28 protein-coding genes and 1 pseudogene are annotated in these 26,473 nt (G+C 70.1%); 17 read left to right on the top strand and 12 right to left on the bottom strand.

All coding sequences use genetic code 11. The features are described from left to right. Positions 1–5: 5 nt before the first annotated feature. Positions 6–782: a thermonuclease family protein gene (locus MMB17_RS13430; RefSeq protein WP_241099091.1), complete on the bottom strand. Its 777-nt coding sequence runs from the start codon at positions 780–782 to the stop codon at positions 6–8. Positions 783–1,415: 633 nt separating this feature from the next. Between MMB17_RS13430 and MMB17_RS13425 the strand changes: the two genes are divergently transcribed. The 3 genes from MMB17_RS13425 (at position 1,416) to trmB (ending at position 3,925) form a co-directional block, all read left to right on the top strand. Further along, positions 1,416–1,820, top strand: coding sequence for a helix-turn-helix domain-containing protein (locus MMB17_RS13425; protein WP_238312092.1), 405 nt, complete (start codon positions 1,416–1,418; stop codon positions 1,818–1,820). Positions 1,821–2,001: 181 nt separating this feature from the next. Beyond that, on the top strand, positions 2,002–3,177 hold the full coding sequence (metK, locus tag MMB17_RS13420; RefSeq protein WP_241099090.1) for a methionine adenosyltransferase: 1,176 nt from the start codon (positions 2,002–2,004) through the stop codon (positions 3,175–3,177). 13 nt (positions 3,178–3,190) lie between these two features. Further along, entirely contained in the window at positions 3,191–3,925 is a 735-nt protein-coding gene (gene trmB, locus MMB17_RS13415; RefSeq protein ID WP_241099089.1) for a tRNA (guanine(46)-N(7))-methyltransferase TrmB, read from the top strand. Here the strand turns inward: trmB and MMB17_RS13410 are convergent. After that, complete coding sequence (locus MMB17_RS13410; RefSeq protein ID WP_241099088.1) at positions 3,922–4,791, bottom strand: NAD(P)-dependent oxidoreductase; 870 nt, start codon at positions 4,789–4,791, stop codon at positions 3,922–3,924. The two genes, trmB and MMB17_RS13410, sit on opposite strands and share 4 nt — an antisense overlap. 20 nt (positions 4,792–4,811) lie before the next feature. Then, positions 4,812–5,843: an alpha/beta fold hydrolase gene (locus tag MMB17_RS13405; protein WP_241099087.1), complete on the bottom strand. Its 1,032-nt coding sequence runs from the start codon at positions 5,841–5,843 to the stop codon at positions 4,812–4,814. Between the two features lie 107 nt (positions 5,844–5,950). On the opposite strand from MMB17_RS13405, the gene MMB17_RS13400 reads away from it, so the two are divergent. Together MMB17_RS13400 and MMB17_RS13395 are read left to right on the top strand one after the other, a co-directional pair. Then, positions 5,951–7,324: an MFS transporter gene (locus MMB17_RS13400; RefSeq protein WP_241099086.1), complete on the top strand. Its 1,374-nt coding sequence runs from the start codon at positions 5,951–5,953 to the stop codon at positions 7,322–7,324. An 85-nt stretch (positions 7,325–7,409) separates the two neighbouring features. Then, positions 7,410–8,201 carry an SDR family NAD(P)-dependent oxidoreductase gene (locus MMB17_RS13395; protein ID WP_241099085.1) on the top strand — a complete coding sequence of 264 codons (792 nt, stop codon included), beginning with the start codon at positions 7,410–7,412 and terminating at the stop codon, positions 8,199–8,201. Positions 8,202–8,271: 70 nt separating this feature from the next. Here MMB17_RS13395 and MMB17_RS13390 read toward each other — a convergent pair whose 3' ends face one another. Beyond that, a complete protein-coding gene (locus MMB17_RS13390) occupies positions 8,272–8,580 on the bottom strand; it encodes an SWIB/MDM2 domain-containing protein (RefSeq protein ID WP_238312103.1) in 309 nt (102 codons plus the stop codon). Positions 8,581–8,830: 250 nt separating this feature from the next. Between MMB17_RS13390 and MMB17_RS13385 the strand changes: the two genes are divergently transcribed. Next, positions 8,831–9,322 carry a DUF2721 domain-containing protein gene (locus tag MMB17_RS13385; protein WP_241099084.1) on the top strand — a complete coding sequence of 164 codons (492 nt, stop codon included), beginning with the start codon at positions 8,831–8,833 and terminating at the stop codon, positions 9,320–9,322. 36 nt (positions 9,323–9,358) lie between these two features. Next, complete coding sequence (locus MMB17_RS13380; protein WP_238312106.1) at positions 9,359–9,799, top strand: PRC-barrel domain-containing protein; 441 nt, start codon at positions 9,359–9,361, stop codon at positions 9,797–9,799. Positions 9,800–9,805: 6 nt separating this feature from the next. On the opposite strand, the gene MMB17_RS13375 is transcribed toward MMB17_RS13380, so the two are convergent. Continuing rightward, complete coding sequence (locus MMB17_RS13375; protein ID WP_241099083.1) at positions 9,806–10,132, bottom strand: hypothetical protein; 327 nt, start codon at positions 10,130–10,132, stop codon at positions 9,806–9,808. Positions 10,133–10,509: 377 nt separating this feature from the next. Between MMB17_RS13375 and MMB17_RS13370 the strand changes: the two are divergent. The 3 genes and pseudogenes from MMB17_RS13370 to MMB17_RS13360 all read left to right on the top strand — a co-directional run. After that, positions 10,510–10,866: pseudogene (locus MMB17_RS13370) on the top strand (PRC-barrel domain-containing protein); the annotation flags it as partial. Positions 10,867–11,346: 480 nt separating this feature from the next. After that, a complete protein-coding gene (locus tag MMB17_RS13365; protein WP_241102191.1) occupies positions 11,347–12,588 on the top strand; it encodes an MFS transporter in 1,242 nt (413 codons plus the stop codon). Between the two features lie 246 nt (positions 12,589–12,834). Further along, positions 12,835–14,601, top strand: a complete 1,767-nt coding sequence (locus tag MMB17_RS13360; RefSeq protein ID WP_238312113.1) for an ABC transporter ATP-binding protein — start codon at positions 12,835–12,837, stop codon at positions 14,599–14,601. 105 nt (positions 14,602–14,706) lie between these two features. On the opposite strand, the gene MMB17_RS13355 is transcribed toward MMB17_RS13360, so the two are convergent. Then, positions 14,707–15,960, bottom strand: coding sequence for an MFS transporter (locus MMB17_RS13355; protein WP_420847266.1), 1,254 nt, complete (start codon positions 15,958–15,960; stop codon positions 14,707–14,709). A gap of 224 nt (positions 15,961–16,184) precedes the next feature. On the opposite strand from MMB17_RS13355, the gene MMB17_RS13350 reads away from it, so the two are divergent. After that, positions 16,185–16,931 carry a hypothetical protein gene (locus MMB17_RS13350; RefSeq protein WP_241099082.1) on the top strand — a complete coding sequence of 249 codons (747 nt, stop codon included), beginning with the start codon at positions 16,185–16,187 and terminating at the stop codon, positions 16,929–16,931. Positions 16,932–16,938: 7 nt separating this feature from the next. Here the strand turns inward: MMB17_RS13350 and MMB17_RS13345 are convergent, their stop codons facing one another. The 4 genes from MMB17_RS13345 to MMB17_RS13330 all read right to left on the bottom strand — a co-directional run bounded on the left by MMB17_RS13345 (position 16,939) and on the right by MMB17_RS13330 (position 20,604). Beyond that, the gene (locus tag MMB17_RS13345) at positions 16,939–17,421 is read right to left on the bottom strand and encodes an MmcB family DNA repair protein (RefSeq protein WP_238312116.1); all 483 of its coding nucleotides are present in this window, start codon (positions 17,419–17,421) and stop codon (positions 16,939–16,941) included. Positions 17,422–17,521: 100 nt separating this feature from the next. Next, positions 17,522–18,298 carry a cobalamin-binding protein gene (locus tag MMB17_RS13340; protein WP_241099081.1) on the bottom strand — a complete coding sequence of 259 codons (777 nt, stop codon included), beginning with the start codon at positions 18,296–18,298 and terminating at the stop codon, positions 17,522–17,524. After that, entirely contained in the window at positions 18,298–18,819 is a 522-nt protein-coding gene (locus MMB17_RS13335) for a DedA family protein (protein ID WP_238312120.1), read from the bottom strand. Before MMB17_RS13335 ends, MMB17_RS13340 begins: the two co-directional genes overlap by 1 nt. Positions 18,820–18,927: 108 nt before the next feature. Next, positions 18,928–20,604 carry a methyl-accepting chemotaxis protein gene (locus MMB17_RS13330; RefSeq protein WP_241099080.1) on the bottom strand — a complete coding sequence of 559 codons (1,677 nt, stop codon included), beginning with the start codon at positions 20,602–20,604 and terminating at the stop codon, positions 18,928–18,930. Between the two features lie 421 nt (positions 20,605–21,025). On the opposite strand from MMB17_RS13330, the gene pdxY reads away from it, so the two are divergent. From pdxY to MMB17_RS13315, 3 genes are read left to right on the top strand one after another with little or no spacing between them, the layout of a single operon-like run. Continuing rightward, on the top strand, positions 21,026–21,877 hold the full coding sequence (gene pdxY / locus MMB17_RS13325; protein ID WP_241099079.1) for a pyridoxal kinase PdxY: 852 nt from the start codon (positions 21,026–21,028) through the stop codon (positions 21,875–21,877). 29 nt (positions 21,878–21,906) lie between these two features. After that, the gene (locus tag MMB17_RS13320; RefSeq protein WP_241099078.1) at positions 21,907–22,839 is read left to right on the top strand and encodes a PhzF family phenazine biosynthesis protein; all 933 of its coding nucleotides are present in this window, start codon (positions 21,907–21,909) and stop codon (positions 22,837–22,839) included. Beyond that, on the top strand, positions 22,832–23,572 hold the full coding sequence (locus MMB17_RS13315) for an NUDIX hydrolase (protein WP_241099077.1): 741 nt from the start codon (positions 22,832–22,834) through the stop codon (positions 23,570–23,572). Before MMB17_RS13320 ends, MMB17_RS13315 begins: the two co-directional genes overlap by 8 nt. A gap of 12 nt (positions 23,573–23,584) precedes the next feature. On the opposite strand, the gene MMB17_RS13310 is transcribed toward MMB17_RS13315, so the two are convergent. Beyond that, positions 23,585–24,082, bottom strand: coding sequence for a Fur family transcriptional regulator (locus MMB17_RS13310; RefSeq protein ID WP_241099076.1), 498 nt, complete (start codon positions 24,080–24,082; stop codon positions 23,585–23,587). Between the two features lie 157 nt (positions 24,083–24,239). On the opposite strand from MMB17_RS13310, the gene MMB17_RS25265 reads away from it, so the two are divergent. Genes MMB17_RS25265 through MMB17_RS13300 form a run of 3 tightly spaced genes read left to right on the top strand, consistent with a single transcriptional unit; the run spans position 24,240 to position 26,094 of the window. Further along, a complete protein-coding gene (locus tag MMB17_RS25265; RefSeq protein WP_276518028.1) occupies positions 24,240–24,371 on the top strand; it encodes a hypothetical protein in 132 nt (43 codons plus the stop codon). Next, positions 24,368–25,216: a metal ABC transporter ATP-binding protein gene (locus MMB17_RS13305; protein ID WP_241099075.1), complete on the top strand. Its 849-nt coding sequence runs from the start codon at positions 24,368–24,370 to the stop codon at positions 25,214–25,216. The genes MMB17_RS25265 and MMB17_RS13305 overlap by 4 nt, the downstream gene beginning before the upstream one ends. Positions 25,217–25,263: 47 nt before the next feature. After that, a complete protein-coding gene (locus MMB17_RS13300) occupies positions 25,264–26,094 on the top strand; it encodes a metal ABC transporter permease (protein ID WP_238312343.1) in 831 nt (276 codons plus the stop codon). A gap of 7 nt (positions 26,095–26,101) precedes the next feature. On the opposite strand, the gene MMB17_RS13295 is transcribed toward MMB17_RS13300, so the two are convergent. Then, positions 26,102–26,473, bottom strand: a complete 372-nt coding sequence (locus MMB17_RS13295; RefSeq protein ID WP_241099074.1) for a tRNA-binding protein — start codon at positions 26,471–26,473, stop codon at positions 26,102–26,104.

Raw genomic sequence — 26,473 nt, 5'->3', positions numbered from 1 at the left:
GACGTTCAGCGCCGTGGCGCCCTGTCCCCCTCGAGCACCTCGATCATGTCCGCACTGGCGATGTCGAGGATCGGGCCGCGCCAGATCTCCAGCATGCCGCGAACGCGCACGAAGCGCCCCTTCAGCGTCTCTGCAGACAAACCACGCTCGCGCATACTCCGCCAAGTGCGTTTCGTCACGGTCACGCTGAGCCCCGCCTCGCCGCGTGCAGAGAAGTTCAGATAGGTGCGCGAACGCCTCTCTCCGACGGAGCGCACGCGCCCGGCCGCGACCACGAAGCGGCCGGGCCGCGTCCCGAGTTCTTCGGCCCTGGCGGCATCGAAGACGCCTTCGCGCCACACGCCGAGGCCTGCCTTACGAGGGGCCTCCTCCAGGGCGAGCAGGGCCGGCCGGCACAATCGGTCGACCTCGCCGGCATCGGCATAGGCCAGCCCGGACGCGACGAGGCCGGCACCGAGATCGACCGGCTCCTCGCCTTCGGTCACGGCGTCCGCCGGGATGCGGCCCCAACGATCGGCCTCACCGCGGGGCGTCAGCCGCAGCAGGCTGCCGCGATGGCCAGAGAGCCAGGCGCCCGCTTCCGCGGCGGTCGCTTCGTCCTCCGGCCAGCCGATTCCGGAGAGCACGATCCGGCCGCCATCCGCGAGGACGAGTTCTCCCCGTGGGCCGAGCCCCTGAAGGCGCTCCGTCCGCGCGATGCCGCTCCGGCAGGACTCGGCCGCCTGCGCGGCGGGAGACGTCGCGAGAAGGATGCCGAAGAGCGCACGCACGCCAGAAGACATCGATCCGTGCTCCGTCGGCGGCATCCGTGCCGTGCCGCAGGATGAGTCAGGCGCGCATCGCAGAGAAGCATCGCCTTCGGCAGGAGGCGCGATCCGTGCTGCCCTGCGGCCCGCCGGCAACGCCCTGTTCTCTGGAAATCACCTGTCGTCGGCGTGGTTGGCGCGGCGGCCTGCCGATGCTATGGCAGGCGCGGTTGTCTCCGTAGCTCAGCTGGACAGAGCACAGGTTTCCTAGAGAAAATTGGGCGCCGCGACCGGGAAACCACGCGGCGGATCCGCTCAAATTCGGGGAAAGCTTACGGCGTCTCAGTGCGCCCTGCCGATCCCGAGCCAAGCCTTCGCAAGCCCCGCCAGGGTCGAGCGAAGGAAGGTGTAGAGACTAGACGGGCGGCACCTAACGGTACGGTAGGCTCCGTGCCCATGGTGAAGGGATAGTCCAGGCCACGAACGCTCTGCAACGAGCGGCGGCGAAAGCCGAAGTGGTATGAAACCTGGGGTCGCAGGTTCGAGCCCTGCCGGGGACGCCATTTTTTCATTCTTCACCTTACACTGTGCCTGCCTCAACGCATTTTTGCTTGCAGCGCTTGGCGTTTCGTTGAATCGATCCGATCAGCGGGGTGCGGCGGGGCAGACATGGCAGGGCAAAAGACCGATGAGCGAGACGTCCATCTCGGCCGGCGCATGGCCGAGCGACGCAAGCGGTCGAAGCTGACGCAACGCGAGGTCGCCGACCGTTTCGGCATGTCGGCCGCCCAGCTTCAGAAGTACGAGAAGGGCGTCAATCGGATCAGCGCGATCCACCTCGCCATTCTCAGCCGGTTGACCAACACGCCCGTCAGCGATTTCCTGGACGGCATCGCACAGGACCCGTCCATGCCGGGCTTCTCGGACCAGGGGCAGCAGATTTATGCCGCCGACGATCCGTGGAGCGGTCTGGCCCGAGTCGTGGCCCGCCACGTCTCGCAGACGTTCAGCGAGCAGAGCCGGCGCGAATTTGCGGCTGCCGTCGATTCTCTCCATCGTGAATTGAACGGCTGATTGTTCGGCAATCAAGAGCTGTATCGATCTGAGGCAGCCGTCGGCGGCGGATCGTGTTCGTTATAACGGACGATTCCGCCGTTTCGCCTTGACCGACCGTTTTATGGGTGCAAGAACCCTGCGCCGTATCGGGTCAAGCGCCGCAATCACGTCGGGCGCGCCCGCGATCGGGGTGCCCTGCATGCCGCGCTCAGACTTCCTGTTCACGAGCGAGTCCGTCTCGGAAGGCCACCCTGACAAGGTGAGCGACCGGATCTCCGACACCGTCGTCGACGCCTATCTCGGGGTCATGCCCGAGGCGCGTCTTGGCGTCGAAACGCTGACGACGACGAACCGCATCGTGATCGCAGGCGAAGTGCGCGGTCCCGATTCCGTGACCTTCAAGGACCTGGAAGAACTGACCCGCGAGGCGGTCAGGGACATCGGCTACGAGCAGGACGGCTTCCACTGGAAGCACGCCGACGTCGCCATCCATCTGCATGCCCAGTCCGCCGACATCGCCCAGGGCGTCGACGCCTCGGGCAACAAGGACGAGGGCGCGGGCGACCAGGGCATCATGTTCGGCTACGCGTCGGACGAGACCCCGGCTCTGATGCCGGCCCCGATCTACTACGCCCACAAGATCCTCAAGGACCTCGCCGACGCCCGCAAGGCCAAGCAGGGCGAGGCCGCCAAGCTCGGCCCCGACGCCAAGAGCCAGGTCACGGTGCGCTACGCGAATGGCCGGCCGGTCGAGGCGACGCAGATCGTGCTCTCCACCCAGCACCTCGACGAGTCCCTCGACTCCGCGGACGTGCGGGCCATCGTCGAGCCCTATATCCGCGCGGCCCTGCCCCAGGACTGGATCACCGAGTCGACGGTGTGGCATGTCAACCCGACCGGCAAGTTCGTGATCGGCGGCCCAGACGGCGATGCCGGCCTCACCGGCCGCAAGATCATCGTCGACACCTATGGCGGAGCGGCCCCCCATGGCGGCGGCGCCTTCTCGGGCAAGGATCCGACCAAGGTCGACCGTTCGGCGGCCTACGCGGCGCGCTATCTCGCCAAGAACGTGGTCGCCGCGGGCCTCGCCCGCCGGGCCACGATCCAGCTGTCCTACGCCATCGGTGTGGCCAAGCCCCTGTCGATCTATGTCGACCTGCACGGCACCGGCAACGTGGACGAGGCCAAGCTCGAAGCGGTCCTAATGGACGCCCTCGATCTCTCGCCCCGCGGCATCCGGACGGCGCTCGGCCTCAACAAGCCGATCTATGCCCGCACCTCGGCCTACGGCCATTTCGGCCGGGATCCCGAGGCGGATGGCGGCTTCTCCTGGGAGAAGACCGACCTTGCCGACAAGCTCAAGTCGGCGTTCTGAGGCCCGAACCGCCATGGGGAGGGATGAGAGCATCCCTCCCGAAGCGGGCGGGATCGGCGAGCCGGATCGGGCTTTCTTCGGCCGCCGCAAGGGCAAGCGGCTAAGGCCCGGTCAGGAGCAGCGCCTTGAGGCGCTGCTGCCCCAACTTCGTGTGGCCCTGCCCCCGGCAGGTGCCTTCCTCGATCCGCCGGCGCTCTTCCCGGTTCCGGTGGACGAGGTCTGGCTCGAGATCGGCTTCGGCGGTGGCGAGCATCTCGCGGCTCAGGCCGAGGGCCATCCCGGCACCGGCATCATCGGCTGCGAGCCCTTCGTCAACGGGGTCGTCAAGCTCCTGCGGGAGGTCGACGAGCGCGGGTTGCGCAACGTCCGCCTCTGGGACGAGGATGCGACCGCCGTGCTCGCGGCGCTGCCCGATGCGTCGGTTGCGCGGGTCTACCTGCTCTATCCGGATCCCTGGCCGAAGCGCCGCCAGCGCAAGCGCCGCTTCGTCGCGGACGCCTCGCTCGCCGAGATCGCCCGCGTTCTGAAGCCCGGCGGCCTGTTCCGCTTCGCGACGGACATCGACGACTATGCCGGCTGGACGCTGGTACGCGCCGCCCGTTGCCCGGGCCTGCGCTGGACAGCCGAGCGGGCGGACGATTGGCGTACGCCGTTCCCCGGCTGGCCCGGCACCCGCTACGAAGCCAAAGCCAAGGCGGCCGGGCGGCGGCCGAGCTACCTGACGTTCGAGCGGGTTCGGCCGGTTTAGCCTTGGCCGCTGCGCCGGGCCGCCACGCTCGCGAGGGCCGCGAAATCCTTGTCGCCGTCGCCGTGGCTCAGCGCGTCGATGAAGTTGTCCCGCAGCACGCTGCCGAAGCCGAGGGGTACGCCCACCGCCTCGGCGGCGGCGAGGGCCAGGCGGATGTCCTTGGCGCCGAGTCGCATCGTGAAGCCTGGCGGCTCGTAGCGCTTCTCCGCGATCAGCGCGCCGTACCCCTTGTAGACCGGGGAGGCGAAGAGGGTGTTGGTGAGCAGGTCAAGGAGGTCCGCCCCCTTGACGCCGTGGCCCTCGACCAGGGCGCAGGCCTCGCCCATGGCCTCGATCGCCGACATCAGCATGAAATTGCCCGCGAGCTTCACCGTATTGGCGCGATGCGGCTCCTCGCCGAAGCGCCAGGTCTTAACGCCCATGGCGTCGAGCAGGGGCTGAACCGTCGAGATGGCCCCGTCATCGCCAGCGGCCACGATGTTGAGCGCACCCTTCTCGGCTGCATCCGGCCGGCCGAAGACGGGGGCGCCGACATAGGCGACGCCGGCCCGAGCATGGATCGGTGCCAACTCCTGGGCGAGTGCGACGGAGATTGTCGACATCGAGACGTGCACGGCCGGGCGCTCCGGCGCGTCAAGCAGCCCACCCTCCACGATCACCGAGCGCAGGGCAGCATCGTCGGCGAGCATGGTGATGGCCGCGTCGCCGCGGAACGCCTCCGCCGCGCTCGCCACGGGAGTGGCTCCCGCAACCTGCCGCGCCGGGTCGGGCGAGCGGTTCCAGACCCGGACGTTATGCCCGGCCGCCACGAGTTGCGCCGCCATGGCGCGGCCCATGCGGCCGAGCCCGAGAAATCCGACATCCATGGCTCTCTCCGATCCCTGCGCTAATGCCCGTTGAGGAAGTCGAGGGCGAGGGCGTTGAAGCGCTCGGTGGCTTCCATGTGAACGAGGTGGCCGACGCCGTCGATCACTTCGACGCGGCCATCGGCCATCTTCCCGGCGAGCGCCCTGGCATTGCGCGCGTTCTCACCCATCCCGGCTCGCAATTCGGCCGGCGCGTAGGGCTTGCCCGGGGCGTTGTGATCGTTGCCGCCCATGATGAACAGGGTCGGCGCCTTCACGAGCGGGATCTCGTGGACCACGGGCTGCCCCCAGATCGCCTGGTAGGAATTCACGAAGGATTGCAGCCAGCGGGGATACTCGCCGGAATCCTTCACCCGCTCGCGGATCGCGACGAAGGGCTCGATGGCCGATTCCGGCAGGGACAGGGCGTAGCTCGTCATCAGCTGCCGGCGATAGGCATCGGCCGTCAGTTCGCCCTCGCGCTTGAGCAGAACGGCGTTGGAGACCGGCGGCACCGTGAAGCGGTAATCCTCGAGCCCGATCGGCGCCTCCAGAACCAGGGAATTGACCCAGTCCGGGAAGTTGCGGGCGAGGCGGAGGGCGAGCATGCCGCCCATCGAGTGCGCGACCACGTCGACGCGCTTCAACCCCAGCCGGTCCAACAGGTTAACCGTTTCCGCAGCCATGGTATCGAAGCTGAAGGCTCCGACGGGCTTCGAGGACTTCCCGAAGCCGAGCTGGTCGACGGCCACGACCCGGTAGCCCGCCGCCGACAGGGCCCGGATGACCGGCTGCCAGTAGCTCGAGGGGAAGTTGCGCCCGTGGAGCAGGAGGGCGGTGCGTCCGTTGGCGGTTCCCGAGGCCGGCACGTCCATGTAGGCGAGGCGCAGCGCCTCCCCGTCCCGCGTCACTGGGAGGTAGCGGACGGGATAGGGATAGGCGAAGCCTTCGAGGGCGATCCCCAGGGCCGGGTCGGTCGTCGCGGACGGCCCCTCCTGCGCGGGAGCGGCCTCGGGGAAGGCCAGCTGGGCGAGTCCGAGGCCGAGAAGCCCGAGGATCGCGGCGAGACGCATGGGAACTCCGGTGCGGATGCGGCGTCGCGCGCCGCTGCGGCACGGGAGATAGGGTTTTGCGCGCTCCGGCAATGGCCCACGGCGCCGCGGTCGGGAGGTTTTGCCGGATGACGCCCATGCCGAGCACCCAAGGGGACGGCCTGCCCGTCCGCGAACGGATGCTGGCGCTCACCGGGATCGCGCTGGCCATGACCCTGGCCGTGCTGGACGGGGCCATCGTCAACGTGGCCCTGCCGGTCATGGCCAAGGACCTCGCCGTCGCGCCCGCCGCCGCGATCTTCGTCGTCAACGCCTACCAGATCGCGGTGACGGCGACGCTCCTGCCCCTCGCGAGCCTCGGCGAGATCGTGGGCTATCGCCGCGTCTATCTCTGGGGGCTCGCCGTGTTCACCGCGGCCTCCCTCGCCTGCGCCCTCTCGCCGAACCTGACCGTGCTGATCGCCGCACGGATCGCGCAGGGGCTCGGCGCGGCCGGCGTGATGAGCGTGAACATCGCGCTGGTGCGCTTCATCTATCCCCACCGGATGATCGGGCGGGGCGTCGGCAACGTCGCCCTGATCGTCGCGGTGGCCTCCGCCGCGGGCCCCACGGTCGCCGCTGCGATCCTGTCGGTGGCGACCTGGCCCTGGCTGTTCCTCGTGAACATCCCGACCGGGCTTGCGGCGCTCGCCGTCGCGGCCCGCACTCTCCCGGCCAATCCCCTGAGCCAGCGGCGCTTCGACCTCGTCAGCGCCGCGCTCAACGCACTCACCTTCGGGCTGCTCATCGTCGGGGTCGACGGGCTCGGCAGCACGGAGGGGCGCGGGATCGCCCTGGCGCAGATCGGCGGCGCCGTCGTGGTGGGAGGGATCTTCGTGGCCTACCAGCTCCGGCTGCCCGCGCCGCTGCTGCCCCTCGACCTCCTGCGCATCCCGGCCTTCGCCCTGTCCATGGCGAGCTCGATCTGCGCCTTCGCCGCGCAGATGATCGCCTATGTGGCGCTGCCCTTCTACTTCCAGGACGTGCTGCATCTCTCCGAGACGCGCACCGGCCTGCTGATGACGCCCTGGCCGCTCGCCATCGCGGCGATGGCTCCGGTCTCGGGACGGCTCGCCGACCGGTTTCCGCCCGGGCTTCTCGGCGGCCTCGGCCTCCTGATGCTCGCCGCCGGCCTGACCGCCATCGCGCTCCTGCCGGATGACCCCACCACCCTCGACGTGGTCTGGCGGCTCGGCCTCAGTGGCCTCGGCTTCGGCCTGTTCCAGGCACCCAACAACAAGATCATCATCACCAGCGCGCCGCGGGAGCGGGCGGGTGGCGCCAGTGGCATGCAGTCCAGCGCGCGGCTCGTCGGGCAGTCGCTGGGCGCGGCCTATGTCGCGGTCGTCTTCGGTCTGCTCGCGGGGCGGGCCTCCTCCGCGGTCGCCGCGGCGTTGTGGAGCGCGATGCTCCTCTCTCTGGTCGGTGCCGTCACCAGCGCCCTGCGCCGGACCCGGGCCTGACCGCCTGCCGCGGCGCACCCATGCTCCCCCTCGCGCGTTGACGCGACTGAGGCGGCGCATCGCGCGTCATGCGGGAGAAACGGCCATGGACATCGACTTGAAGGGCCGCAGCGCCCTGGTGACCGGTTCGACCGGCGGCATCGGCTACGCGGTCGCCCGGGAATTGGCCCGGCTCGGCGCCTATGTCGCCGTGAACGGGCGCACCGCCGAGCGCGTCGAGGCGGCGATCGAGCGGCTGAAGGGCGAGGTCGAGGGCGGCCAGTTCATGGCCGGGATCGGTGATGTCGGCACCGCGGAGGGCGCGGCAGACCTCGTGGCGGCCCTCCCCAAGGTCGACATCCTGGTCAACAACGCCGGCATCTTCGAGCCGAAGCCCTTCTTCGAGATCCCGGATTCGGACTGGGCGCGCTTCTTCGAGGTGAACGTGATGAGCGGCGTGCGCCTGTCCCGCGCCTATGCGCCAGGCATGGTGGAACGCGGCTGGGGCCGGGTCGTCTTCGTGGCGAGCGAGTCGGGCGTGAACATCCCGACCGAGATGGTCCATTACGGGATGACCAAGACGGCGCAGCTCGCCATCGCCCGGGGCCTCGCCGAAACGGTCGGGGGCAGCGGCGTGACGGTGAACGCGGTGCTGCCCGGGCCGACCCTGACCGAAGGCGTCGCCGAATTCCTGAAGGCGATGGGCGGCGCGGGCGAGGATCTGGAGGCCCTGGGCCGCAACTTCATCGCGGAGAACCGGCCGACCTCGCTGATCCAGCGGCTGGCCCGGCCGGAGGAAGTCGCCAACCTCGTGGCCTATCTCTGCTCCCCCGCCGCCAGCGCAACCACGGGGGCCGCTTTGCGGGTCGATGGCGGGGTGCTCCGCGGCATCGTCTGAGCCCCCGGTCTCCCGGCGCGACCGGCAGATCCGGTCGCGCGCGGGGCGGTCTCTTTCGAAGAGGCCGTGATCAGGCCTTCAGATGCGCGGCGAGATGCTTGTTCATCTCGAACATCGAGCACTTGTCCTTGCCGAAGATCTTCTTGAGCTTGTCGTCGGCAACGATCTCGCGCTTGTTCTCCGGGTTCTGGAGATTGTGCTTCTTGATGTGCTCCCACACCTTGCTCACCACCTCGCCGCGGGGAAGCGGCTTGTCGCCGACGATGGCGGCGAGCTCGGCGGAGGGCTTCAGCGGCTGCTGAAGGGCGTTGGGCTTGCCCTCGCCTGCGGCGGCCTTCTTGGGGGCGGCGGCCTTCTTCTCGGTGGTCTTCGTTGCCATGGGTTCCTCCGTTACGGCGCGCCAGCGCAAACGCCTGCCGGCTCGCAGCCTGCGACGCTGAGTGCAACAACTAAGCGGTGTTACGCGTGTTCCAAGAGCGCGGCGCGGTCAACCCGGAAGCCGTCCACAGGCGGGCACCGAGAGCGGTTTTCATCCCGCATCCCCTCAAATTTGCGTCCCAACCCCTCTAGGGAGGGCAGCGGCGCCCGGCCGCCTCCCTGTTTCGCCTCCCCTTCCCCCGCGCGGCACCATGCTCGACAGCCTCTCCCCCTCGACCCTCGACAGCACGGCGCACATCATTCAGGTGGCGCTGACGCCGGTGTTCCTGCTCTCGGGGCTCGCCACGCTGCTCAACGTGTTCGCGACCCGGCTGGGGCGCGTGGCCGACCAGTTCGACGCCCTCACCAACCGCATCGTCCCCGTCGAGGACGGCGAGCGGGCCCATATCGAGCGGCGTATCGCCCGGCTGCGGGTCCGTTCGCTCCTCCTCGACCTCGCCGTCCTGCTCGGCGCCGCCGGCGGGGTCGCGATCTGCGGCGCGGTGCTGACGCTGCTCGTCGGCGCTTTGCGCGACGCGACGGTCGCCAGTCTGCTCTTCGCCCTGTTCGGCGCGGCCATCCTGTGCACGATCTGCGCGCTCGTGGCCTTCGGCGTCGAGATGCTGATCGCCAGCAAGGGCGTGCGCCTGCAGATGGCCGCCGAGGAGGCCAAGGCCGGAACCGGCGGCGACGCCCGGGATTGAAACCGGATCGTCGTGTGCACTGCGTTGGAGGCCACCATGCCGACGGATCTGCCCGGGGAAACCCGTTTGCGCCCTCCCGGCAGCCTGGAGCTCGATCCCTCCGGGGGCGAGGGCGTCGCCCTCGACGAGACGCGCCGGCTGATCGCCTCGAACAAGGTCGAGGGCACGCCGGTCTATGACGGCGAGGGCCGCCATCTCGGCACGGTCCACAATTTCATGGTCGACAAGGTGTCGGGGCAGGTCGCCTACGCGGTCCTGTCCTTCGGCGGGTTCCTCGGGCTCGGGGAGACCTATCACCCGCTGCCCTGGAACGCCCTGCGTTACGATACGACGCTGTCCGGCTACGTGGTCGACATCGATCCGCGGGATCTCAGCGGAGCGCCGACCCAGGGGCGCGACGAGGATCCCTTCGCCGAGCCGGGCTTCGGAGGCCGGCTCGACGATTATTACGGCGGCCGGAAGGCTCCGACCGCCTGAGCGCCCTCAGAAGCTGCCGCCGACGCCGACGCCACCGCTGCCGGTCAGGCTCGGCGTCAGGCCGCCGGAGCTGCCGCGCGGGCCCGTCTCCGCCCCCTCGATCTCGTCGCGGCTGATCCGGCGCGGGCCGGTCTCCGCCGTCCGCGTGGCCACGCCCGCGTTCTTCGGGATGTCGAGGCGGCGGGTCGGCGTCGTGGCGATCGGCTTGCCGTCCTCGTCGACGGAGGAGGTCCGGAACTGGCCCGGCACGGAGCCCCTCATGGAGGGCGGCGGCCCCACATCGGATTCCGGCATCACGCCGCCACCGCCGCCCAGGGCCTGGCAACCGGCCAAGCCGGCGGCAAGGAGAGCCGCGGCACCGACGCGCCTGGCATGAAAACCGACGGACGAAGCGGACCCTTTGACGGACCCCTTCGCAGACCCCTTGGGCGGCATGGCTCGATCCTCGCACGACGCGGCGCCGTTCCAGGGCGCTCGACTTTGATCTCCGGCTGCCGCTCTACGACGCGGTTACGGCGAAAACCAGACAAGGTCGTCGGCTACCATTGGCCGTTCCCCCACCGCAACGGCTGCCGCGCCCCCGACGCGGGATCGTCTCGGCGGGTCCACAACTTCGCCTTCCTTGCCGGCCAGAAGGCCATGCCCGCCGCGCGGTTGCGAAGAGGGCCGGAACCGGGTTGAACCAGGGCTGTTCTTTGCCGGTGCCGCGCATGGCCGCATGCGCGGGACGATCGAGAGGTGACGGGGTGCGCAGACTGATCCGGACGATCGCTTGCTCGACGATCGCCCTGTGGGCCGCAGCCGCTTCGGCCGGCCAGACCAACCCGCCGGCCGCGTCGGACCCGGCGCCGGCCGCCACGCCCGCCCCGGCCCCCGCCGCTGCGCCACCGCCTGCGCCGCCGGCCCAGAATCCCGGCACGCCCGCGACCGTGCTCGACACGCAGGACTACGAGACCCTGCTCGGCAAGAGCGTGCGCGCGGCCAATGGCGACGATCTCGGCCGGATCATCGACATCGTGGTCGACAAGGACGGGAAGCCCCGGGCCGCGATCATCGATTTCGGCGGCTTCCTCGGCGTCGGCTCCCGCAAGATCGCCGTCGAGTGGCGCGCCCTGAAGTTCAACGCGGACGGCAAGCTCGGCGCGCTCACGCTCCAGCTCAATCGCAACCAGGTTCGCGTCTCCCCGAATACAAGTCGGGTGAGCCCATCGTCGTGCTCGGCCCGTCGAGCCCGGGCAACGCCGCCGACGCCGATCCGGCCGCCCTCGAACGGGCCGCGCAGGAGAAGGCCGCTCAGGAGAAGGCGCTCCTGGAGCGGGCGGTGCAGGAGCGGGCCGCCCAGGAAAAGGCGGCCGCCGAGAAGGCCGCGCAGGACAAAGCCGCTCAGGAGCGGGCCAACCAGGACAAGGCGAGCCAGGAGAAGGCCGCCCAACCGGAGATCAAGCCGGAGAAATGATGGCAACCCGGCCGAAGGAGAGACGCCCGATTTCCCGCGTGAGCGCGATACGGCGCGGCCCGACCCGCGCGAGCGCGGTGCGGCCCGGCCGCTGAGGCGCGCCGCCGGCGGCCCGGCCCCGGCGCCGTCCGCGCCGAACGCGCGGTCGGGCGCCTACGGGCTCGACGCCTTCGCCTTCTTCGTCGCCAATCTCCAGACCGGCTTCGGCCCGTTCCTGGCCGTCTATTTCACCCAGCAGAAATGGACGCAGTCGGATATCGGCCTGGCGCTCACCGTGGGCAGCCTGGTCAGCCTGCTCGGCCAGGTGCCAGGGGGCGCCTTCGTGGACGCGTCCCGCTCCAAGCGCTTCGCCGCCGGCTTCTCCGCCTTCTGGGTCGGCGCCAGCGCCTTCATGCTTGCCGCCGTCCCGACCTATCTCGTGGCCCTGCTGGCCATGGCGATCCACTCCGCCGCGAGCTGCGTGCTGACGCCGGCCATCGCCGCGATCTCGATCGGCCTCGTCGGCCATGCCCGGGCCGGCGCCCGGCTTGGGCGCAACGCGAGCTTCTCGGCCATCGGCAACGCCCTCGGCGCCGCCGGGATGGGCGCCATCGGCTACTATCTCTCGAACAACGCGGTGTTCTACCTCGCCGGGGCGCTCGTCATCCCGGCGCTCTTCGCCCTCTCCTTCATCCCCGCGCGCGGGGTCGAGGAGATGCCGATGCCGAAGGCCTCCGCCGCCTCGGACGAGCCCGGAGGCCTGAAGGCGCTCCTGAAGAACCGGGCCCTGCTGTGCTTCGCCGCCTGCATGGTCCTGTTCTTCCTGGCCAACGCGGCGATGCTGCCCCTCGCCGGCTCGGTGCTGACCCTGCGGGCGAGCGAGACCGCGACCGCGCTCGTGGCCGCCTGCATCATGGTGCCCCAGGCCGTGCTGGCCGTGACGGCGCCCCTGGTGGGACGGCTCGCCCAGAGCTGGGGCCGCCGGCCGCTCCTGCTGATCGGCTTCGCGGCCCTGCCGATCCGCGGGTTCCTCTTCGCCTATGTCGACAGCCCGCACCTGCTGGTGGCGGTGCAGGTCTTCGACGGCATCTCCGCCTCGGTGCTCGGCGTGATGGTGCCCCTCGTGGTCTCGGACGCGACGCGCGCGACCGGCCGCTTCAACCTGGCGCTGGGCGCGGTCGGCACGGGCATGGGCATCGGCGCGGCCCTCTCGACGGCGCTGGCGGGGGTGGTCGCCGACGCGTTCGGCACCCATACCGCCTTCCTCGGGCTCGCCGGCATTGGCGTCCTCGCCTTCCTCCTCGTGCTGGCGATCATGCCCGAGACCCGGGCCCCGGCGGAGGCAACGCCCTAGAGGCGGCGAAAGAAAATCGTGCCGAAGCCCCGGGGCGGGTTGAGCCCGGGCGCGTGCGGCGCGACAAGGGACGCGTGCGATGCGTCTCCCCGCTCAAGCGCCGTTCAGGTTCCGCGATTTATGAATCTGGTCGCGGCCTCGCTTGAAACATAAGGCGACGCTTCGCGTTCCGACCTTTGAGGGTGAGTGCGGCCTGCCGGCGGCGCGTCGCCCTGCAGGTCTGATCAATCGGGATCGGCAGTCGCGATGGAAGATCTCTGCAGTTACGCCAACAGGCCCTGGGCCTTCGTCGGGCGCTACCTGAAGCGCCGCATCCTCCCCCATCTCGTCATCCTCGTGGCCGTCCTCGGTGCTGTCGGTTTCTCGGTCTCGACAGACTATGCCCTGAAGGGCGTGGTCGATTCCCTGAGCAAGGGGCCGCAGGCGAGCCATGTCTGGACGGCGCTCGCCGTGCTGATCGGCTTCATCGCCGCCGACAACATGCTCTGGCGCGTCGCCGCGCTGGTCGGCGCCTTCACCTTCGTCGGCGTGACGGGCGACATCCGCCGCGACCTGTTCCGGCACATGACGGGCCACGCCCCGTCCTTCTTCGCCGACCGCCAGCCGGGCACGCTCGCCTCGCGCATCACGGCGACCTCGAACGCGATCTTCACGGTCGAGAACATGTTCACGTTCAACGTGATGCCGCCCTGCGTGGCCGCGTTCCTGTCGATCCTCTACATCGGCACCGTGAACCTCACCATGGCGGCCGTGCTCGCCGGCATCTTCCTCGCCGTCGTCCTGCTGATGTTCAAGATGGCCTCGGCCGGCAAGCCGCTGCACCACGACTTCGCCGCCAAGGCGGCCTCGGTCGACGGCGAGATGGTCGACCTCGTCGGCAACATGAACCTCGTCCGGGCCTTCTCGGCCTTCAAGCGCGAGTACAAGCGCTTCGACGGCACCATCGGCACCGAGATGGGCGCCCGGCGGAGCTCGCTCCTCTACCTCGAGAAGCTGCGCATCACCCACGCTTTCCTGACCGTGATCTCGATCCTCGGCCTGCTCTACTGGGTCATCAGGATGTGGGAGGCCGGTCAGGCGACGAACGGCGAGGTGGTCCTGGTCTGCACGCTCGGCATCCGCATCCTGGCCGCCACCCGCGACCTCGCGGTGGCCCTCGTCGACGCGACGCAGCACACCGCCCGCCTCTCCGAGGCGCTGCACACCCTGCTGCAGCCGCACGAGCTCAAGGACCATCCCGAGGCTGAGAAGCTGGAGCACCAGACCGGTGCCGAGATGACCTTCGATCACGTCGCCTTCAGCTACCCCGACGGGCGCACGGTGTTCTCCGACTTCAACCTGGTGATCCCGCCGGGCCAGACGGTGGGCCTCGTCGGCAAGTCGGGCGGCGGCAAGTCGACCCTGTTCTCGCTGATCCAGCGCTTCTACGAGGTGCAGGGCGGCCGTATCCTCATCAACGGCCGCGACATCACCCGGGTGACGCAGGAATCCCTGCGCGAAGCCATCACGGTGGTGCCGCAGGACGTGTCGATGTTCCACCGCTCGCTGCGGGAGAACATCCGCTACGGCCGGCCGGACGCCACCGACGAGGAGGTCTGGCAGGCGGCGGAGGCGGCCCACTGCACCGACTTCATCAAGGCCCTGCCGGAAGGCTTCGACACCATCGTCGGCGACCGCGGCGTCAAGCTGTCGGGCGGCCAGCGCCAGCGCATCGCCATCGCCCGCGCGATCCTGAAGGACTCGCCGATCCTGCTCCTCGACGAGGCTACCTCGGCGCTGGACGCGGAATCGGAGGAAGCGATCCGCGCGGCACTGGCGAACCTGATGAAGGGCCGCACGGTGATCGCCATTGCCCACCGGCTCTCGACGCTCAAGGACTTCGACCGGATCGTGGTGCTCGAGGGCGGCCGCATCGCCCAGGACGGCTCGCCGGAGAAGCTCACCCATCTCGACGGCTTCTACCGCGAGCTGATGAAGAAGGAATCGATGTCGATGTCCCTCGCCGCGGCATAGGCGGCGGGATCGACGCCGAGACGAAAAGGGTCGCCGCGCGGAGAGCGCGGCGACCCTTTTCATGAGGGGAGGACGGTGCCCGAAGACCGTCGAGTCAAGGGCGCTTCACCGACGCGCCCTCAGGAATGCGCCGCCCCCCGGACGGGACCGCGCGTCCAGCGCCCAGGACATTGTCCAGATCGCGAGACCGCCCAGCGCGAGGGCGACGCCGACCCAGCCCGTGGCCGGCAGGCCGAAGCCGGATGCGATGGCGAGCCCCGCGAGCCACGGCCCCAGCGCGTTGGCGACATTGAAGGCGGAATGGTTCAGCGCGGCGGCGAGGGTCTGGGCATCCTCGGCGACGTCCATCAGTCGGGTCTGCAGGATGGTGGCGAGGCCGCCGCCGCAGCCGATCAGGAACACGACCGGGAGCAGCGTCCACAGGCTCGCCGTCGCCGCGGGATAGAGCGCGAGCACCACGGCACTCCAGACGAGCGTCGCCGCGGCCGAGAGCATCAGAGCCCCAGACCGGTCGGCGATCCAGGCCCAGCCGAGATTGCCCAGGGTCAGACCGGCGCCGAACACGGCCAGCGCCACCGGGATTAGCGCGGGCGAGACCTGCGTGACCGACAGCATGGTCGAAGCGAGATAGGTGTAGACCGAGAACATCCCGCCGAAGCCGACGGCGCCGATCGCGAGCGTCAGCCAGACCTGGCCGCGCTTCAGGGCGCCGAGCTCGCGCAAGGGGCTCGCCCCCTCCGTCGGCGCGCCGAGGGGCGCATAGAACCGCACGAGCGCCGCCGTGAGCAGGGCGAGCCCGGCCACGATGGCGAAGCTCCAGCGCCAACCGAAGATCTGACCGATGGCGTTGGCGAGCGGCACGCCGACCACCGTGGCGACGGTGAGGCCGGTCAGGACCTTGGCGGAGGCGCCGGCGCGCTTCTCCCGCGGCACGAGCGAGGCGGCCAGCAGCATCGCGACGCCGAAATAGGCGCCGTGGGGCAGCCCCGCGAAGAAGCGGAACGCCAGTATCGCGTGATAGCTCGGCGCGATCGCCGAGAGCAGGTTACCGAGGGCGAACATCACCATCAGGCCGACCAGCAGCGTCCGCCGGGCGATCCGCGCCGCGAGCACGGCGATGACCGGCGCGCCGACGACGACCCCGAGGGCGTAGGCGCTGATGACGTGGCCGGCGGTCGGCGCGTCGATACCGAGCGCCGGCGCGAATTCGGGCAGCAGGCTCATCGACGCGAACTCGGTCGTGCCGATGGCGAAGCCGCCGACCGCGAGGGCCAGGATCACGAGGGCGGGATGATGGGCGTCGGCGGCAACCGTCGGCGCCGCATCGGCGGCGCAATCGGCCGTCGAGGCGTGGGGCACGGGCAAACTCTTTCGATGGCGTGGTGCGCCGCAACGTAGACCTCACGGTCGAGCGGCCCACCGAAATCCGTTCATGTCCGGCATGTGCCGGGTGCAAACGCGATGTGGGCCGGGGCGGCTCATCGAACGACCATGTGCGTGGGCGCACCTGACGGGTGCGCAGGCAGGCGATCTGACATAATCAGCAACAAAGCGGAGCGTGCCGGGAGAACGATCGGATGTGGATGATCGGCAAGCTGCGTCAGGCGTTCCGCGAGAATGGCATCTCCGGGCTGCTGAGCCGCAGCCTCGGCTTCCTGTACCGGCGCCTCGTCCGCCCCCTCTCGCCCGCGCGCCGGCCCCTGCGCTGGGGCGGTGTCCCGATCTGCCATCTCCGCAAATGGACCGATCTCCTGGTGCCGGATTCCTGGCACACGGAGCGGCTCGACGATCCGATCTACGAGGCCGGGCTCGTCGGTGGCCTGAACGCGCAGGTGCGCCCCGGTGACCGGGTCGTGGTGGTGGGCGGCGGCGTGGGGGTCACGGCGGTGACGGCGGCCCTGTGCGCCGGGCCCTCGGGGCGGATCGAGTGCTACGAGGGCAGCGCCGAGAATTGCGGCCATGTCCGCGCCACCGCCGCGCTGAATGGTGTGGCGCTCGGCATCCATCACGCCGTGGTGGGCGAGCCGATCGCCGTCTACCACGACCCCGCCGGCTTCGGCGCGCCCGTCGCCCCGGCGGCCCTGCCCCCCTGCGACGTGCTCTGCCTCGATTGCGAGGGAGCGGAGGTGACGATCCTGCGCGAATTGCCCTTCCGTCCCCGCGTGCTGCTCGTCGAGACGCACGGGGTCTACAAGGCGCCCTCCGTCCTCGTCGCCGCGATGATGCGGGAGCGCGGCTACGCGGTCACGGATCTCGGCTGGGCCGAGCCGCGCTTCGCCGAATCCTGCCGCAGGGACGACATCCGCGTCCTGCTCGGGACCGCGGCCTGAGGGATCCTCAGAGGGCGCCCTCGCGGATGGCGCCGGGATCGGCGAGGGCGTGCAGCAGCCCGGCCGCGCTGTGGGCGAAGCGGAGCGTCACCGCCTTGCGCCGGGCGGGGCTGAGCGCGTGGTCCGGCGGCTCCCGCAGGATCGCCGCGCCGAAGGCATCGGCGACGATCAGCCCGCATTCCTCCGGGATGAGGCTCTCGGGCACCGTGTCGGGGATCGCGAAGAAGAAGCGGTCGCAGAAATCGCGGTAATCGGGCCATTTCCGGTCGGCCCGGAAATCGGCCACGCTCGACTTGATCTCGACGATGGTGAGCTTGCCCACCCCGCAGAGGGCGATCACGTCCGCCCGGCGGCCATTGGCGAGGGAGAATTCGGGGAGCGTGACGCAGCCCATCTCGGCGAAGAGCCGCCGCACGCCGCGCTGGACATGGAGCGCGGTCGGCGACTGGCGGCGGTCCGGCGGCAGGGTGAGGGCGACGGCGGCGGACATCGGGCTTCCTTGCGCGGCGCCGGTGCGCGGGGACGCCCCAGGCCGAATCACGAATCCGCATCCTGCCAAGGCCGGACTCGCCCTGTCACCTGCGGCGGGTTCACGCGAGCAGGCGGCGGATCGCCTCGAAGCCGTCGCCGAGCGCCGCCGGGCCCGGCTGCAGGATCAGCGGGGACTTGATCTCGTGGATGCGCCCGTTGGCGACCGCCGGGATCGCCGCCCAGCCCGGGCGCCTGGCGATGTGCTCGGGGTTCACACGCTTGCCGCACCAGGAGGCGAGGATCACGTCGGGCGCGGCAGCGATCACCATCTCCGAGGTCACGATCCGGTCCTTGGCGGCCTGGGCCTTCGCCCGGTCGGGAAACACGTCCTGCCCGCCCGCGAACCCGATCAGCTCCGAGACCCAGCCGATGCCGGAGATCATCGGCGCGTCCCATTCCTCGAAATACACCCGAGGCCGCGCCCGGCCCGCGCTGTCCGCTGCGGCCTGAGCTAACCGTGCCTCGTAGTCTCTCGCGAGATCGTCGGCCTCTGCGGACATGCCGACGAGGGCGCCGAGGGTGCGGATCATGGCGAGGCAGCCCGCCACGTCGCGCTGGTTGAACAGGTGCACGGCGATGCCGGCGCGGGCGAGATCGGCCACGATCTCCGCCTGCAGGTCGGAGAAGGCGAGGACGAGATCGGGATCGAGGGCGAGGATCTTCGGCAGGTCGGCGCTGGTGAAGGCCGAGACCCGCGGCTTCTCCTTGCGCACCCGGGCCGGGCGCACGGCATAGCCCGAGACTCCGACGATACGGTGCTCCTGGCCGAGCAGGTAGAGCGTCTCCACCGTCTCCTCGGTGAGGCAGACGATCCGCTCCGGCGGGAAACGGCGCATCAGCCCCGGAACCAGCCGAGCAGCCCCGCACCGGGGGCGAGCAGCACGAAGGCCCAGACGAAGGCCGATCCCCAATTCGCGATCTGGAACGGGATGCGCGTCACCCCGAAGCTGCCTGCGACGAGGGGCACCACGGCCCGGGCCGGGCCGAAGAAGCGGCCGATCGCCACCGCGCCCGCGCCCCAGCGGCGCAGGAAACCCTCGGCCTTCTCGGTCATCTCGGGATGGCGGCTCATCGGCCAGAGCCGCTTCACGCCGTCCTTGAAGTAATGGCCGACCTCGTAGGAGATCCAGTCGCCGAGCCCGGCGCCCACCGCCGCCCCGATCACGATCGGCCAGAACGGCAGGTCGCTTCCGCCGATCAAGGCGCCGATGCCGACCAGGATCACGGTGGCCGGCACGAGCAGAGACAGGAAGGCCACGGATTCGCAGAAGGCCAGGAGGCCGGTCACCAGGGGCGCCCAGGCCCTGTGCGCCTCGACGAAGGCGAGCGTCGACTGGCGCAGGGCATCGATATCCATTCCTGAAAGGCTCCCTCCCCCGGAGCCTGCCATGTGGCCAAGGCATCGCCCCTCGGCAAGCGGCGCCGTTCGTCAAACGGCGCCGCCACTGAGGATCCCGTGGGCGGATCAGGCCGCGCGGACCCCTTCGAGGAAGCGGTTCACCTCGTGGCCGAGATGCGTCGACTGGCGCGACAGCTCGGAGGCGGAGGCGAGCACCTGGCTCGCGGCGGCCCCCGTCTCCCCCGAGGCCTGCGCCACGCCGGCGATGTTGGTCGTCACCTCGCCGGTGCCTACCGAGGCCTGGGCGACGTTGCGGGCGATCTCCTGCGTCGCGGCGCCCTGCTGCTCGACCGCGGCGGCGATGGTGACGGCCACGGAGTCGATCTCGCGGATGCGGGTGGCGATCCCCGCGATGGCGCGCACGGCCTGTTCCGTCACGCTCTGCACCTCGGTGATCTGCTGGGAGATCTCGTCGGTGGCGCGGCCGGTCTGGTTGGCGAGCTCCTTCACCTCGGCGGCGACCACCGCGAAGCCCCGGCCCGCCTCCCCGGCCCGGGCAGCCTCGATCGTGGCGTTGAGGGCCAGCAGGTTGGTCTGGGACGCGATGGTGGAGATCAGGCCGACCATGTCGCCGATCTTGGTCGAGGTCTGGCTCAGGAGCTGGACCAGATGGGCCGTCGAATCGGCCTCGCCGACGGCGGTCTGGGCGAGCCGGGCCGAGCCGGCGACCTGGCGACCGATCTCCTCCACGGAGGTGCCGAGTTCCTCGGCCGCCGCCGCGACGGTCTGGACGTTGCCGGAGGCCTGCTGCGCCGCGGCCGCTACGCTGTTGGACTGGCTGGCGGTCTGGGTCGCGGAGGCGGTCATCGCCTGAGCGGTCGATTGGAGGTTCGACGCGGCGTCGTTGATTGTCGCGAGCGATCCCCCGACCGTCGACTCGAAGCCGCCGATCAGGCTGTCCAGAAGGATAGCGCGGCGGTTCCGGCGTTCCTGCTCGGCCGCCTGCTCCCTCTCCAGCCGCTGGCGCTCGATGGCATTGTCGCGGAACACGAGGACGGCCCGGGCCATCGCGCCGATCTCGTCGCTGCGCTTGGCCTCCTCCAGCGCTACCCCGGTCTCGCCGGTGGCCAGCACGCCCATGGCGTCGAGCAGCCGGTTGTTCGGGCGGATGATCGAGCGGATGATCAGGCCGGAAACGGCGGCGAGGGCGATCATGATCCCGACGCCGATCAGCGACAGCCGCTTGATCTGCTCCCAGATCGCCGTGTTCAGATCCCCGATATGCACGCCGGTGGCGACGTAGAGGCCCCAGGGCTTGTGGTAGCGGAACACGGCGATCTTGGTCGTCGGCTCGTTCTCTCCTGGCCGCACCCAGGCATAGGACACCTGGGCATGTCCCTCCTGGCGGGCCCGGGGAAGGACGTCCGCGACGAAGCGGAAGCCGTTGGCATCGGCCTGGTCGCTGAGATCGGTGCCGATCATCTCGGGCTTGATATGCATGCGGATTCTGCCCTTCTCGTCCATGACGAAGAAGTAGCCGTCGTGGTCGAACCGCATCGCGACGACGTTCTTCAGAGCCTCGGACTGGGCTGCGGCCGCGCTCATCTCACCCTTCTCGGCCAGGGCATGATAGCGATCGATCAGGTTCACGGCCGCTTCGGTCATCAGCTCGATGCGGTTGACCCGCTGCTGAAACATCGTTCCGAACTGGTAGTAGAGGGCTGTGCCGCCGAGAATGATCAAGCTCAGGCCGGCGAGCGCGACAAGCGCGTAGAGTTTGCGTGGAAGATTGATCCGCAGCACTTCGAGCGCTCCAAAGTTCGATCAGATGCCCGCGATCAACAATGATAAAATGCTTAACAATTAATTAAAATTATAATAAGCATCCCGAACGGTCATGATTATGACAATGATTTTGATGGGTTTTTGAAATCCTGTTCGGATTTCAAAATTTCATAATACAATCGATACCCACACGCCTCGACTGCCGCAATCGAGAATTGCAAATATTCGTCCGTTCCGCGGAACTCGAAGCGTCGTTTTCCCTGAGACGCGGGCCGAGTCACGTTCGATCGGACGCGGCCCAGCCTCGGCCGCCCCGGCCGCCCGAGGCCCGGTCGCCGTGACAGCCGCCAGGATCATGGCCGCCCCGGCCCATTGTCGGGTGCGCCCGCGTCCGGTTCCGGCTAACACGGCCTCCCCTGCCTGACTTCCAGAGGGCGCGATGAACGTCCTGTCGATCCAGTCCCACGTTGCCTACGGCCATGTCGGCAACGCCTCCGCCGTGTTTCCGATGCAGCGGCTCGGCGTCGAGGTCTGGCCGGTGCATACGGTGCAGTTCTCCAACCACACCGGATACGGCGCCTGGCGCGGGCGGGTCTTCGACGGGCCAGCGGTCGAGGAAGTGGTGCAGGGCATCGCCGAACGGGGCATGCTCGCCGCCTGCGACGCCGTCCTGTCCGGCTATATGGGCTCGGCCGAGATCGGCACGGCGATCCTGCGGGCGGTGGCGGCGGTGCGGCAGGCCAACCCGCGGGCACTCTATTGCTGCGATCCCGTCATCGGCGACACCTATGCCGGGATCTACGTGCGGCCGGGCGTCGCCGAGTTCATGCGCGACCATACCGTGCCCGCCGCCGACATCGTCACGCCCAACCAGTTCGAGCTCGATCTTCTCACCGGCCTTCCCACGGGAACGCTCGAGGGGGCCAAGGCTGCCGCCGCGGCCCTGCAGGCTTTCGGGCCGCGGGTGGTGCTCGTCACTTCCCTGACGACCGAGGAGACGCCCGCCGACGCCATCGACATGATGGCCGGCGAAGGCGGCGGGTTCTGGCGGGTGCGCACGCCGCGGCTCGATCTCAAGGCCGTCAGCGGGGCGGGCGATGCGGTCGCCGCGCTCTATCTCGTGCATTACGCTCGCACCGGATCCGCGGCCCTGGCGCTCGGCATGGCCGCCGCCTCCATCCACGGGCTGCTGCGGCGCACGGCGGAGGCCGGCGCGAGCGAGCTGCTGACGGTGGCCGCACAGGACGAGTTCGTAGCGCCGAGCGCGACCTTCCCCGTCGAGGCGGTCTGACCGCCCGGCGCCATCACGAGGACGACACCATGGCTGAGCCGACGGCCGGACGCCGCTTCGCCACCCTGGACGTGTTCACGCAGAATCCCCTCGCCGGCAATCCGCTGGCGGTGGTGCTGGATGCCGGGGGGCTCGACAAGGACGCGATGCAGGCCATCGCCGGCGAGTTCAACCTCTCCGAGACGGTGTTCGTGCTGCCGCCCGAGGATCACCGCCACCGGGCGGCCCTGCGCATCTTCACGCCCGCCCGCGAATTGCCCTTCGCCGGCCATCCGACCATCGGCACCGCCGTTCTGCTCGCCCTGCACGACAGGGCGGCAGACGGGCGGCCGGATGCGGGGATGTTCGGGCTCGAGGAGGCGGCGGGGATCGTGCCCTGCGTGGTCGAGGCGGACCCCGCCGCCCGCCGCGGCCAGGCCCGGTTCAAGGCGCCCATCCTCCCCGCCTGGCTCGGCGAGGCCGCGGAGGCGGAAGCCTATGCGGAGGCCCTGGGACTCGCCCCGAGCGAGATCGGCTTCGGCCGTCACGCGCCCAGTCGCCACGAGGGCGGCGGCCCGCGCTTCACCGCGATTCCCGTCGTCTCCATCGAAGCCCTGACACGGGCCCGTCTCGACGCCGCCGCGCTGACCCGGCTCGCCCCCGAGAGCGCGCAGGACGGCCTCTATCTCTACGCCCTCGACCCCGAGGGCTTGGGGCGGAGCTATCAGGCGCGCATGTTCGCCCCCCATCTCGGCATCGCCGAAGACCCGGCCACCGGCTCGGCGGCGGTGGCCTTCGCCGGGGTGCTGATGCAGTTCGAGCCCCTGGGCGAGGGCACGCACGACGTGGCCATCCGCCAGGGCGTGGCCATGGGCCGGCCGAGCGCGATCGCGCTTCAACTCGTGGTGGCGGAGGGCGCCCTGCGCTCCGTCGAGATCGGCGGAGCGGCGGTGGTGGTGAGCGAGGGCAGGCTCCTTGTCTGAGCCGGAAGCGCCGGTCTTCACCCGGACGTCCCTTATTACGCTCTCGGCCCGGCTCGTGCCCCATCGCTGGGCCTGGGCGGAGGCGAATGCCGCGATGATCGCCGCCAACTGGGAACGCCGCCGCGCGGCGACGCCGGGTTTGTTCGACGGGATCGTGCTGCTGGCCTCCAGCTGCACAATCTCGGGCGGCCATTGCCAGGTGGACTTCTTCGAGGCGCGCTATTCGCGCTTCATCGCGTTCCGTGACGCCGGCTCGCCGGATCCGGCCGTCGCCAACGCCTTTGCCGCGATCGTGCCCCGGACCGCGGATGGCGCGGTGCTGCTCGGCCAGATGGCGCCCGGCACCGCCAATGCCGGCCAGGTCTATTTCCCCTGCGGCACCCCCGATGCGGGCGATGTCCGGGACGGCGGCGTCGTGGATCTCGCCGGCAGCGCGGAACGGGAGTTTCGCGAGGAGACCGGCCTCACCCTGCCCGCTTCGGCCGCGCAGGCGCCGTGGACGCTGCTGCAAGGCGACGGCCAATTCGCCTTCCTGCGCCCGGTGCGCTTCGAAGCGCGGGCCGACGCCCTCAAGGCCCGCATCGCGCAGAACCATGCGGGCGAGGCCGAACCGGAACTGTCCCGGATGATCTGCGTGCGGAGGCCGGACGATATCGATCACGCCCGCATGCCGCCCTTCGTGCGGGCCTATCTCGACGGCCTGTTCGCGGCGCGCGACCTCGCGGCCGGCTGAGCCGGTTCGGCCCTAGCCTTCGCCCCGCTCGCGGCAATTGCCGCATTGCCCCTCGACTTCCAGGATCCGGCTGAACGGGGTGAAGCCGACCTGGGCCAGGGTGCGGTCGAGGGCATTCTCGACGTTGGGTGCGGTCATCTCGTCGATGCCGCCGCAGGTCCGGCAGATCAGGAAGACCAGTCCGGCCTTGTCGCCGTGCTCGTGCCCGCAGGACACGAAGGCGTTGCGGCTGGCGATGCGGTGGACCAAGCCCTGCTCGGTGAGGAAATCCAGCGCGCGGTAGACCGAGACGGCGGCGACACGGCGCCCCTCCCCGCTCAGGCGTTCGGCGATGTCGTAGGCCCCGAGTGGCCTGCCCTCCTTCGCCACCGCTTCCAGCACGTCGCGGCGCAGGCGCGTGAACTGGAGATCCCGCTCGCGGCAGAGGCGCTCGGCGCGCGCCAAGATCTCCCCAGGCCCATGCTCCGCCTCGCAGCAGCCGGCTTCCTCGCCGTGCGCGTGGTGGTGCATCCTCCGCTCCTCGCTGGCGGCCCGATTGAGTTCGGCGCCTGTTACAGTGTATCAGCCGCAGGATCATACGCGCGCACCCGGACCCCGGCAATCCGAAGGTCCCCACGCCCGCCTGTCACGCGGCGCGACCCGAAGTCGGCCGCGCCCTGGAGACCGCATGTCCCGCCCGCCCGGCCTCGCCCGAATGCCACGCCGGTCCCTGTTCCGTTCGAGCGCCTTCACGCGTCTGATCGCCGCCTTCGTGCTCTCCGGCCTGCTCTGGGCCGCGATCCTGTGGGCCCTGGCGTGACGACCGCGGAGACCGCCGCGATCCGCTTCCGCGGCCTGACCCTGGGCTACGACCGCCATCCGGCCGTGCACCATCTCCAGGGATCGGTGCCGCGGGGCGACCTGCTGGCGTTGATCGGCCCGAACGGGGCGGGCAAGTCGACCCTGCTGAAGGGCATTGCGGGGGAGTTGCGGGCGCTCGACGGCGCCATCGAGCGGCCCCGGGGGGAGGTTGTCGCCTATCTGCCCCAGGCGGCCGAGATCGACAGTTCCTTCCCCTTGAGCGTGCTCGATCTCGTCTCGATGGGCCTGTGGCGCCTGCACGGCGCCTGGCGCAGCCTGTCGGGCGAGCGCAGCCGGCTCGTCGGCGCCCTGGGGACGGTGGGCCTGTCCGGCTTCGAGGACCGGCCGATCGGAACCCTCTCCGGCGGCCAGTTCCGGCGCGCCCTGTTCGCGCGGCTGATCCTGCAGGATGCCTCGCTGATCCTGCTCGACGAGCCCTTCACCGGCATCGATGCCCGCACCACCGCCGATCTGCTGGCGCTGATCCGGGGCTGGCACCGGGAGGGGCGCACTGTCGTCGCGGCCCTGCACGATTTCGCGCAGGTGCGGACGCATTTCCCCACGACCCTGCTCATCGCCCGCGCGCCCATTGCCTGGGGGCCGACCGCGACGGTGCTGACCGAGGAGAATCTCGCCCGCGCCCGCCATCTCTCGGAGGCCTGGGACGAGAACGCCGCGATCTGCCGCCACGACGACGCGGTGGCCGACCCGTCGGATCACGACCATGACGGCCACGATCATCATGATCACAGCCATCACGGGCACGACCACGCTCGTCCCGTCCGTCACGAGGCTGCCGAGTGAGCGCCGTTCTCGATTATCTCGTCGGCCCCTTCGCCGAATTCGGCTTCATGCGCCGGGCGCTGGTGGGCTGCTTCGCCCTGTCCCTGTCGACGCCGCCCCTCGGCGTCTTCCTGATGCTGCGCCGGATGAGCCTGATGAGCGAGGCGATGAGCCACGCGATCCTGCCCGGCGCCGCGGCCGGCTTCCTGGTGGCCGGCCTGTCCCTGCCGGCGATGACGCTGGGCGGCCTCGTCGCCGGCCTCGCGGTGGCCTTGCTCGCGGGCCTCGTCACCCGCTCCACCCTGCTCAAGGAGGATGCGAGCCTCGCCGCCTTCTACCTGATCTCCCTGGCGGGCGGCGTCTTCCTCGTCTCGCTGAGGGGCTCGCAGGTCGATCTTCTGCACATCCTGTTCGGCTCGGTTCTGGCGCTGGACGACGACGCGCTCGTGCTGCTGGGGGGCATCGCCACGGTGACGCTGATGGGGCTCGCGGCCCTGTACCGCCCCCTCGTCATGGAATGCGTCGACCCGCTCTTCCTGCGCACGGTGAGCCGCGCCGGGGGGCCGGTGCATTACGCCTTCCTCGGCCTCGTGGTGATGAACCTCGTCGCCGGCTTCCAGGCGCTCGGCACCCTGCTCGCGGTCGGGCTGATGCTGCTGCCGGCCATCACCGCGCGCTTCTGGGCGCAGGACCTGTCCGGGCTGATCCCGGTCTCGATGCTGGTCGCGATGCTCGCCAGCCTGATCGGGCTGATCGGTTCCTACCATGCGGAGATCCGCCTGCCGACGGGGCCGGCGATCGTGCTCGCCGCGGGGGGGCTCTACATCCTGTCGATGCTGTTCGGCCCCCGCGGCGGCCTGATCCACCGCCTGGTGCGGCGCCGCCACCTGGAGGCGTGACGCCTGTTCAGAACAGCCGGCTGCCGTTCGGCACCGGCTGATCCGGGGCGAACAGGACCACGGCGCCCTGCGCGTCTGCGAAGCCGAGGGTCAGCACCTCGGACAGGACCTTGCCGATCTGCCGCGGGGGAAAGTTCACCACCGCCGCCACCTGCCGGCCGACCAGCGTCTCGGGCGTATAATGCTCGGTGATCTGCGCGCTCGATCGCCGGGTGCCGAGGGCCGGGCCGAAATCGATCGTGAGCTTGAGCGCCGGCTTGCGCGCCTCGGGAAAGGCCTCCGCCGCCACCACCGTCCCGACGCGGATGTCGACGGCCAGAAAGGCGTCGAAGGCGATCCGCGGCGCCGCGGGCGCGTCGAGGGCATGAGTCGCGTGCAT

Source organism: Methylobacterium organophilum (assembly GCF_022533465.1).
Lineage (GTDB): Bacteria > Pseudomonadota > Alphaproteobacteria > Rhizobiales > Beijerinckiaceae > Methylobacterium > Methylobacterium organophilum.
Note: the sequence above shows the minus strand (reverse complement) of the source record. Positions and strands in the feature narration are given on the sequence as shown.

Bases quoted from the DNA above. Each gene is read 5' to 3' on its own strand.
- MMB17_RS13310 (WP_241099076.1), bottom strand. From the start codon at position 24,082: ATGCACCACCACGCGCACGGCGAGGAAGCCGGCTGCTGCGAGGCGGAG.
- MMB17_RS13405 (WP_241099087.1), bottom strand. From the start codon at position 5,843: ATGCGTCTCGCCGCGATCCTCGGGCTTCTCGGCCTCGGACTCGCCCAG.
- MMB17_RS13400 (WP_241099086.1), top strand. From the start codon at position 5,951: ATGACGCCCATGCCGAGCACCCAAGGGGACGGCCTGCCCGTCCGCGAA.
- pdxY (WP_241099079.1), top strand. From the start codon at position 21,026: ATGAACGTCCTGTCGATCCAGTCCCACGTTGCCTACGGCCATGTCGGC.
- MMB17_RS13425 (WP_238312092.1), top strand. From the start codon at position 1,416: ATGGCAGGGCAAAAGACCGATGAGCGAGACGTCCATCTCGGCCGGCGC.
- MMB17_RS13380 (WP_238312106.1), top strand. From the start codon at position 9,359: ATGCCGACGGATCTGCCCGGGGAAACCCGTTTGCGCCCTCCCGGCAGC.
- MMB17_RS13350 (WP_241099082.1), top strand. From the start codon at position 16,185: ATGATCGGCAAGCTGCGTCAGGCGTTCCGCGAGAATGGCATCTCCGGG.
- MMB17_RS13345 (WP_238312116.1), bottom strand. From the start codon at position 17,421: ATGTCCGCCGCCGTCGCCCTCACCCTGCCGCCGGACCGCCGCCAGTCG.
- MMB17_RS13430 (WP_241099091.1), bottom strand. From the start codon at position 782: ATGTCTTCTGGCGTGCGTGCGCTCTTCGGCATCCTTCTCGCGACGTCT.
- MMB17_RS13300 (WP_238312343.1), top strand. From the start codon at position 25,264: ATGCGCCGGGCGCTGGTGGGCTGCTTCGCCCTGTCCCTGTCGACGCCG.
- MMB17_RS13385 (WP_241099084.1), top strand. From the start codon at position 8,831: ATGCTCGACAGCCTCTCCCCCTCGACCCTCGACAGCACGGCGCACATC.
- MMB17_RS13360 (WP_238312113.1), top strand. From the start codon at position 12,835: ATGGAAGATCTCTGCAGTTACGCCAACAGGCCCTGGGCCTTCGTCGGG.
- metK (WP_241099090.1), top strand. From the start codon at position 2,002: ATGCCGCGCTCAGACTTCCTGTTCACGAGCGAGTCCGTCTCGGAAGGC.
- MMB17_RS25265 (WP_276518028.1), top strand. From the start codon at position 24,240: ATGTCCCGCCCGCCCGGCCTCGCCCGAATGCCACGCCGGTCCCTGTTC.
- MMB17_RS13390 (WP_238312103.1), bottom strand. From the start codon at position 8,580: ATGGCAACGAAGACCACCGAGAAGAAGGCCGCCGCCCCCAAGAAGGCC.
- MMB17_RS13395 (WP_241099085.1), top strand. From the start codon at position 7,410: ATGGACATCGACTTGAAGGGCCGCAGCGCCCTGGTGACCGGTTCGACC.
- MMB17_RS13335 (WP_238312120.1), bottom strand. From the start codon at position 18,819: ATGGATATCGATGCCCTGCGCCAGTCGACGCTCGCCTTCGTCGAGGCG.
- MMB17_RS13340 (WP_241099081.1), bottom strand. From the start codon at position 18,298: ATGCGCCGTTTCCCGCCGGAGCGGATCGTCTGCCTCACCGAGGAGACG.
- MMB17_RS13320 (WP_241099078.1), top strand. From the start codon at position 21,907: ATGGCTGAGCCGACGGCCGGACGCCGCTTCGCCACCCTGGACGTGTTC.
- MMB17_RS13410 (WP_241099088.1), bottom strand. From the start codon at position 4,791: ATGGATGTCGGATTTCTCGGGCTCGGCCGCATGGGCCGCGCCATGGCG.
- MMB17_RS13295 (WP_241099074.1), bottom strand. From the start codon at position 26,473: ATGCACGCGACTCATGCCCTCGACGCGCCCGCGGCGCCGCGGATCGCC.
- trmB (WP_241099089.1), top strand. From the start codon at position 3,191: ATGGGGAGGGATGAGAGCATCCCTCCCGAAGCGGGCGGGATCGGCGAG.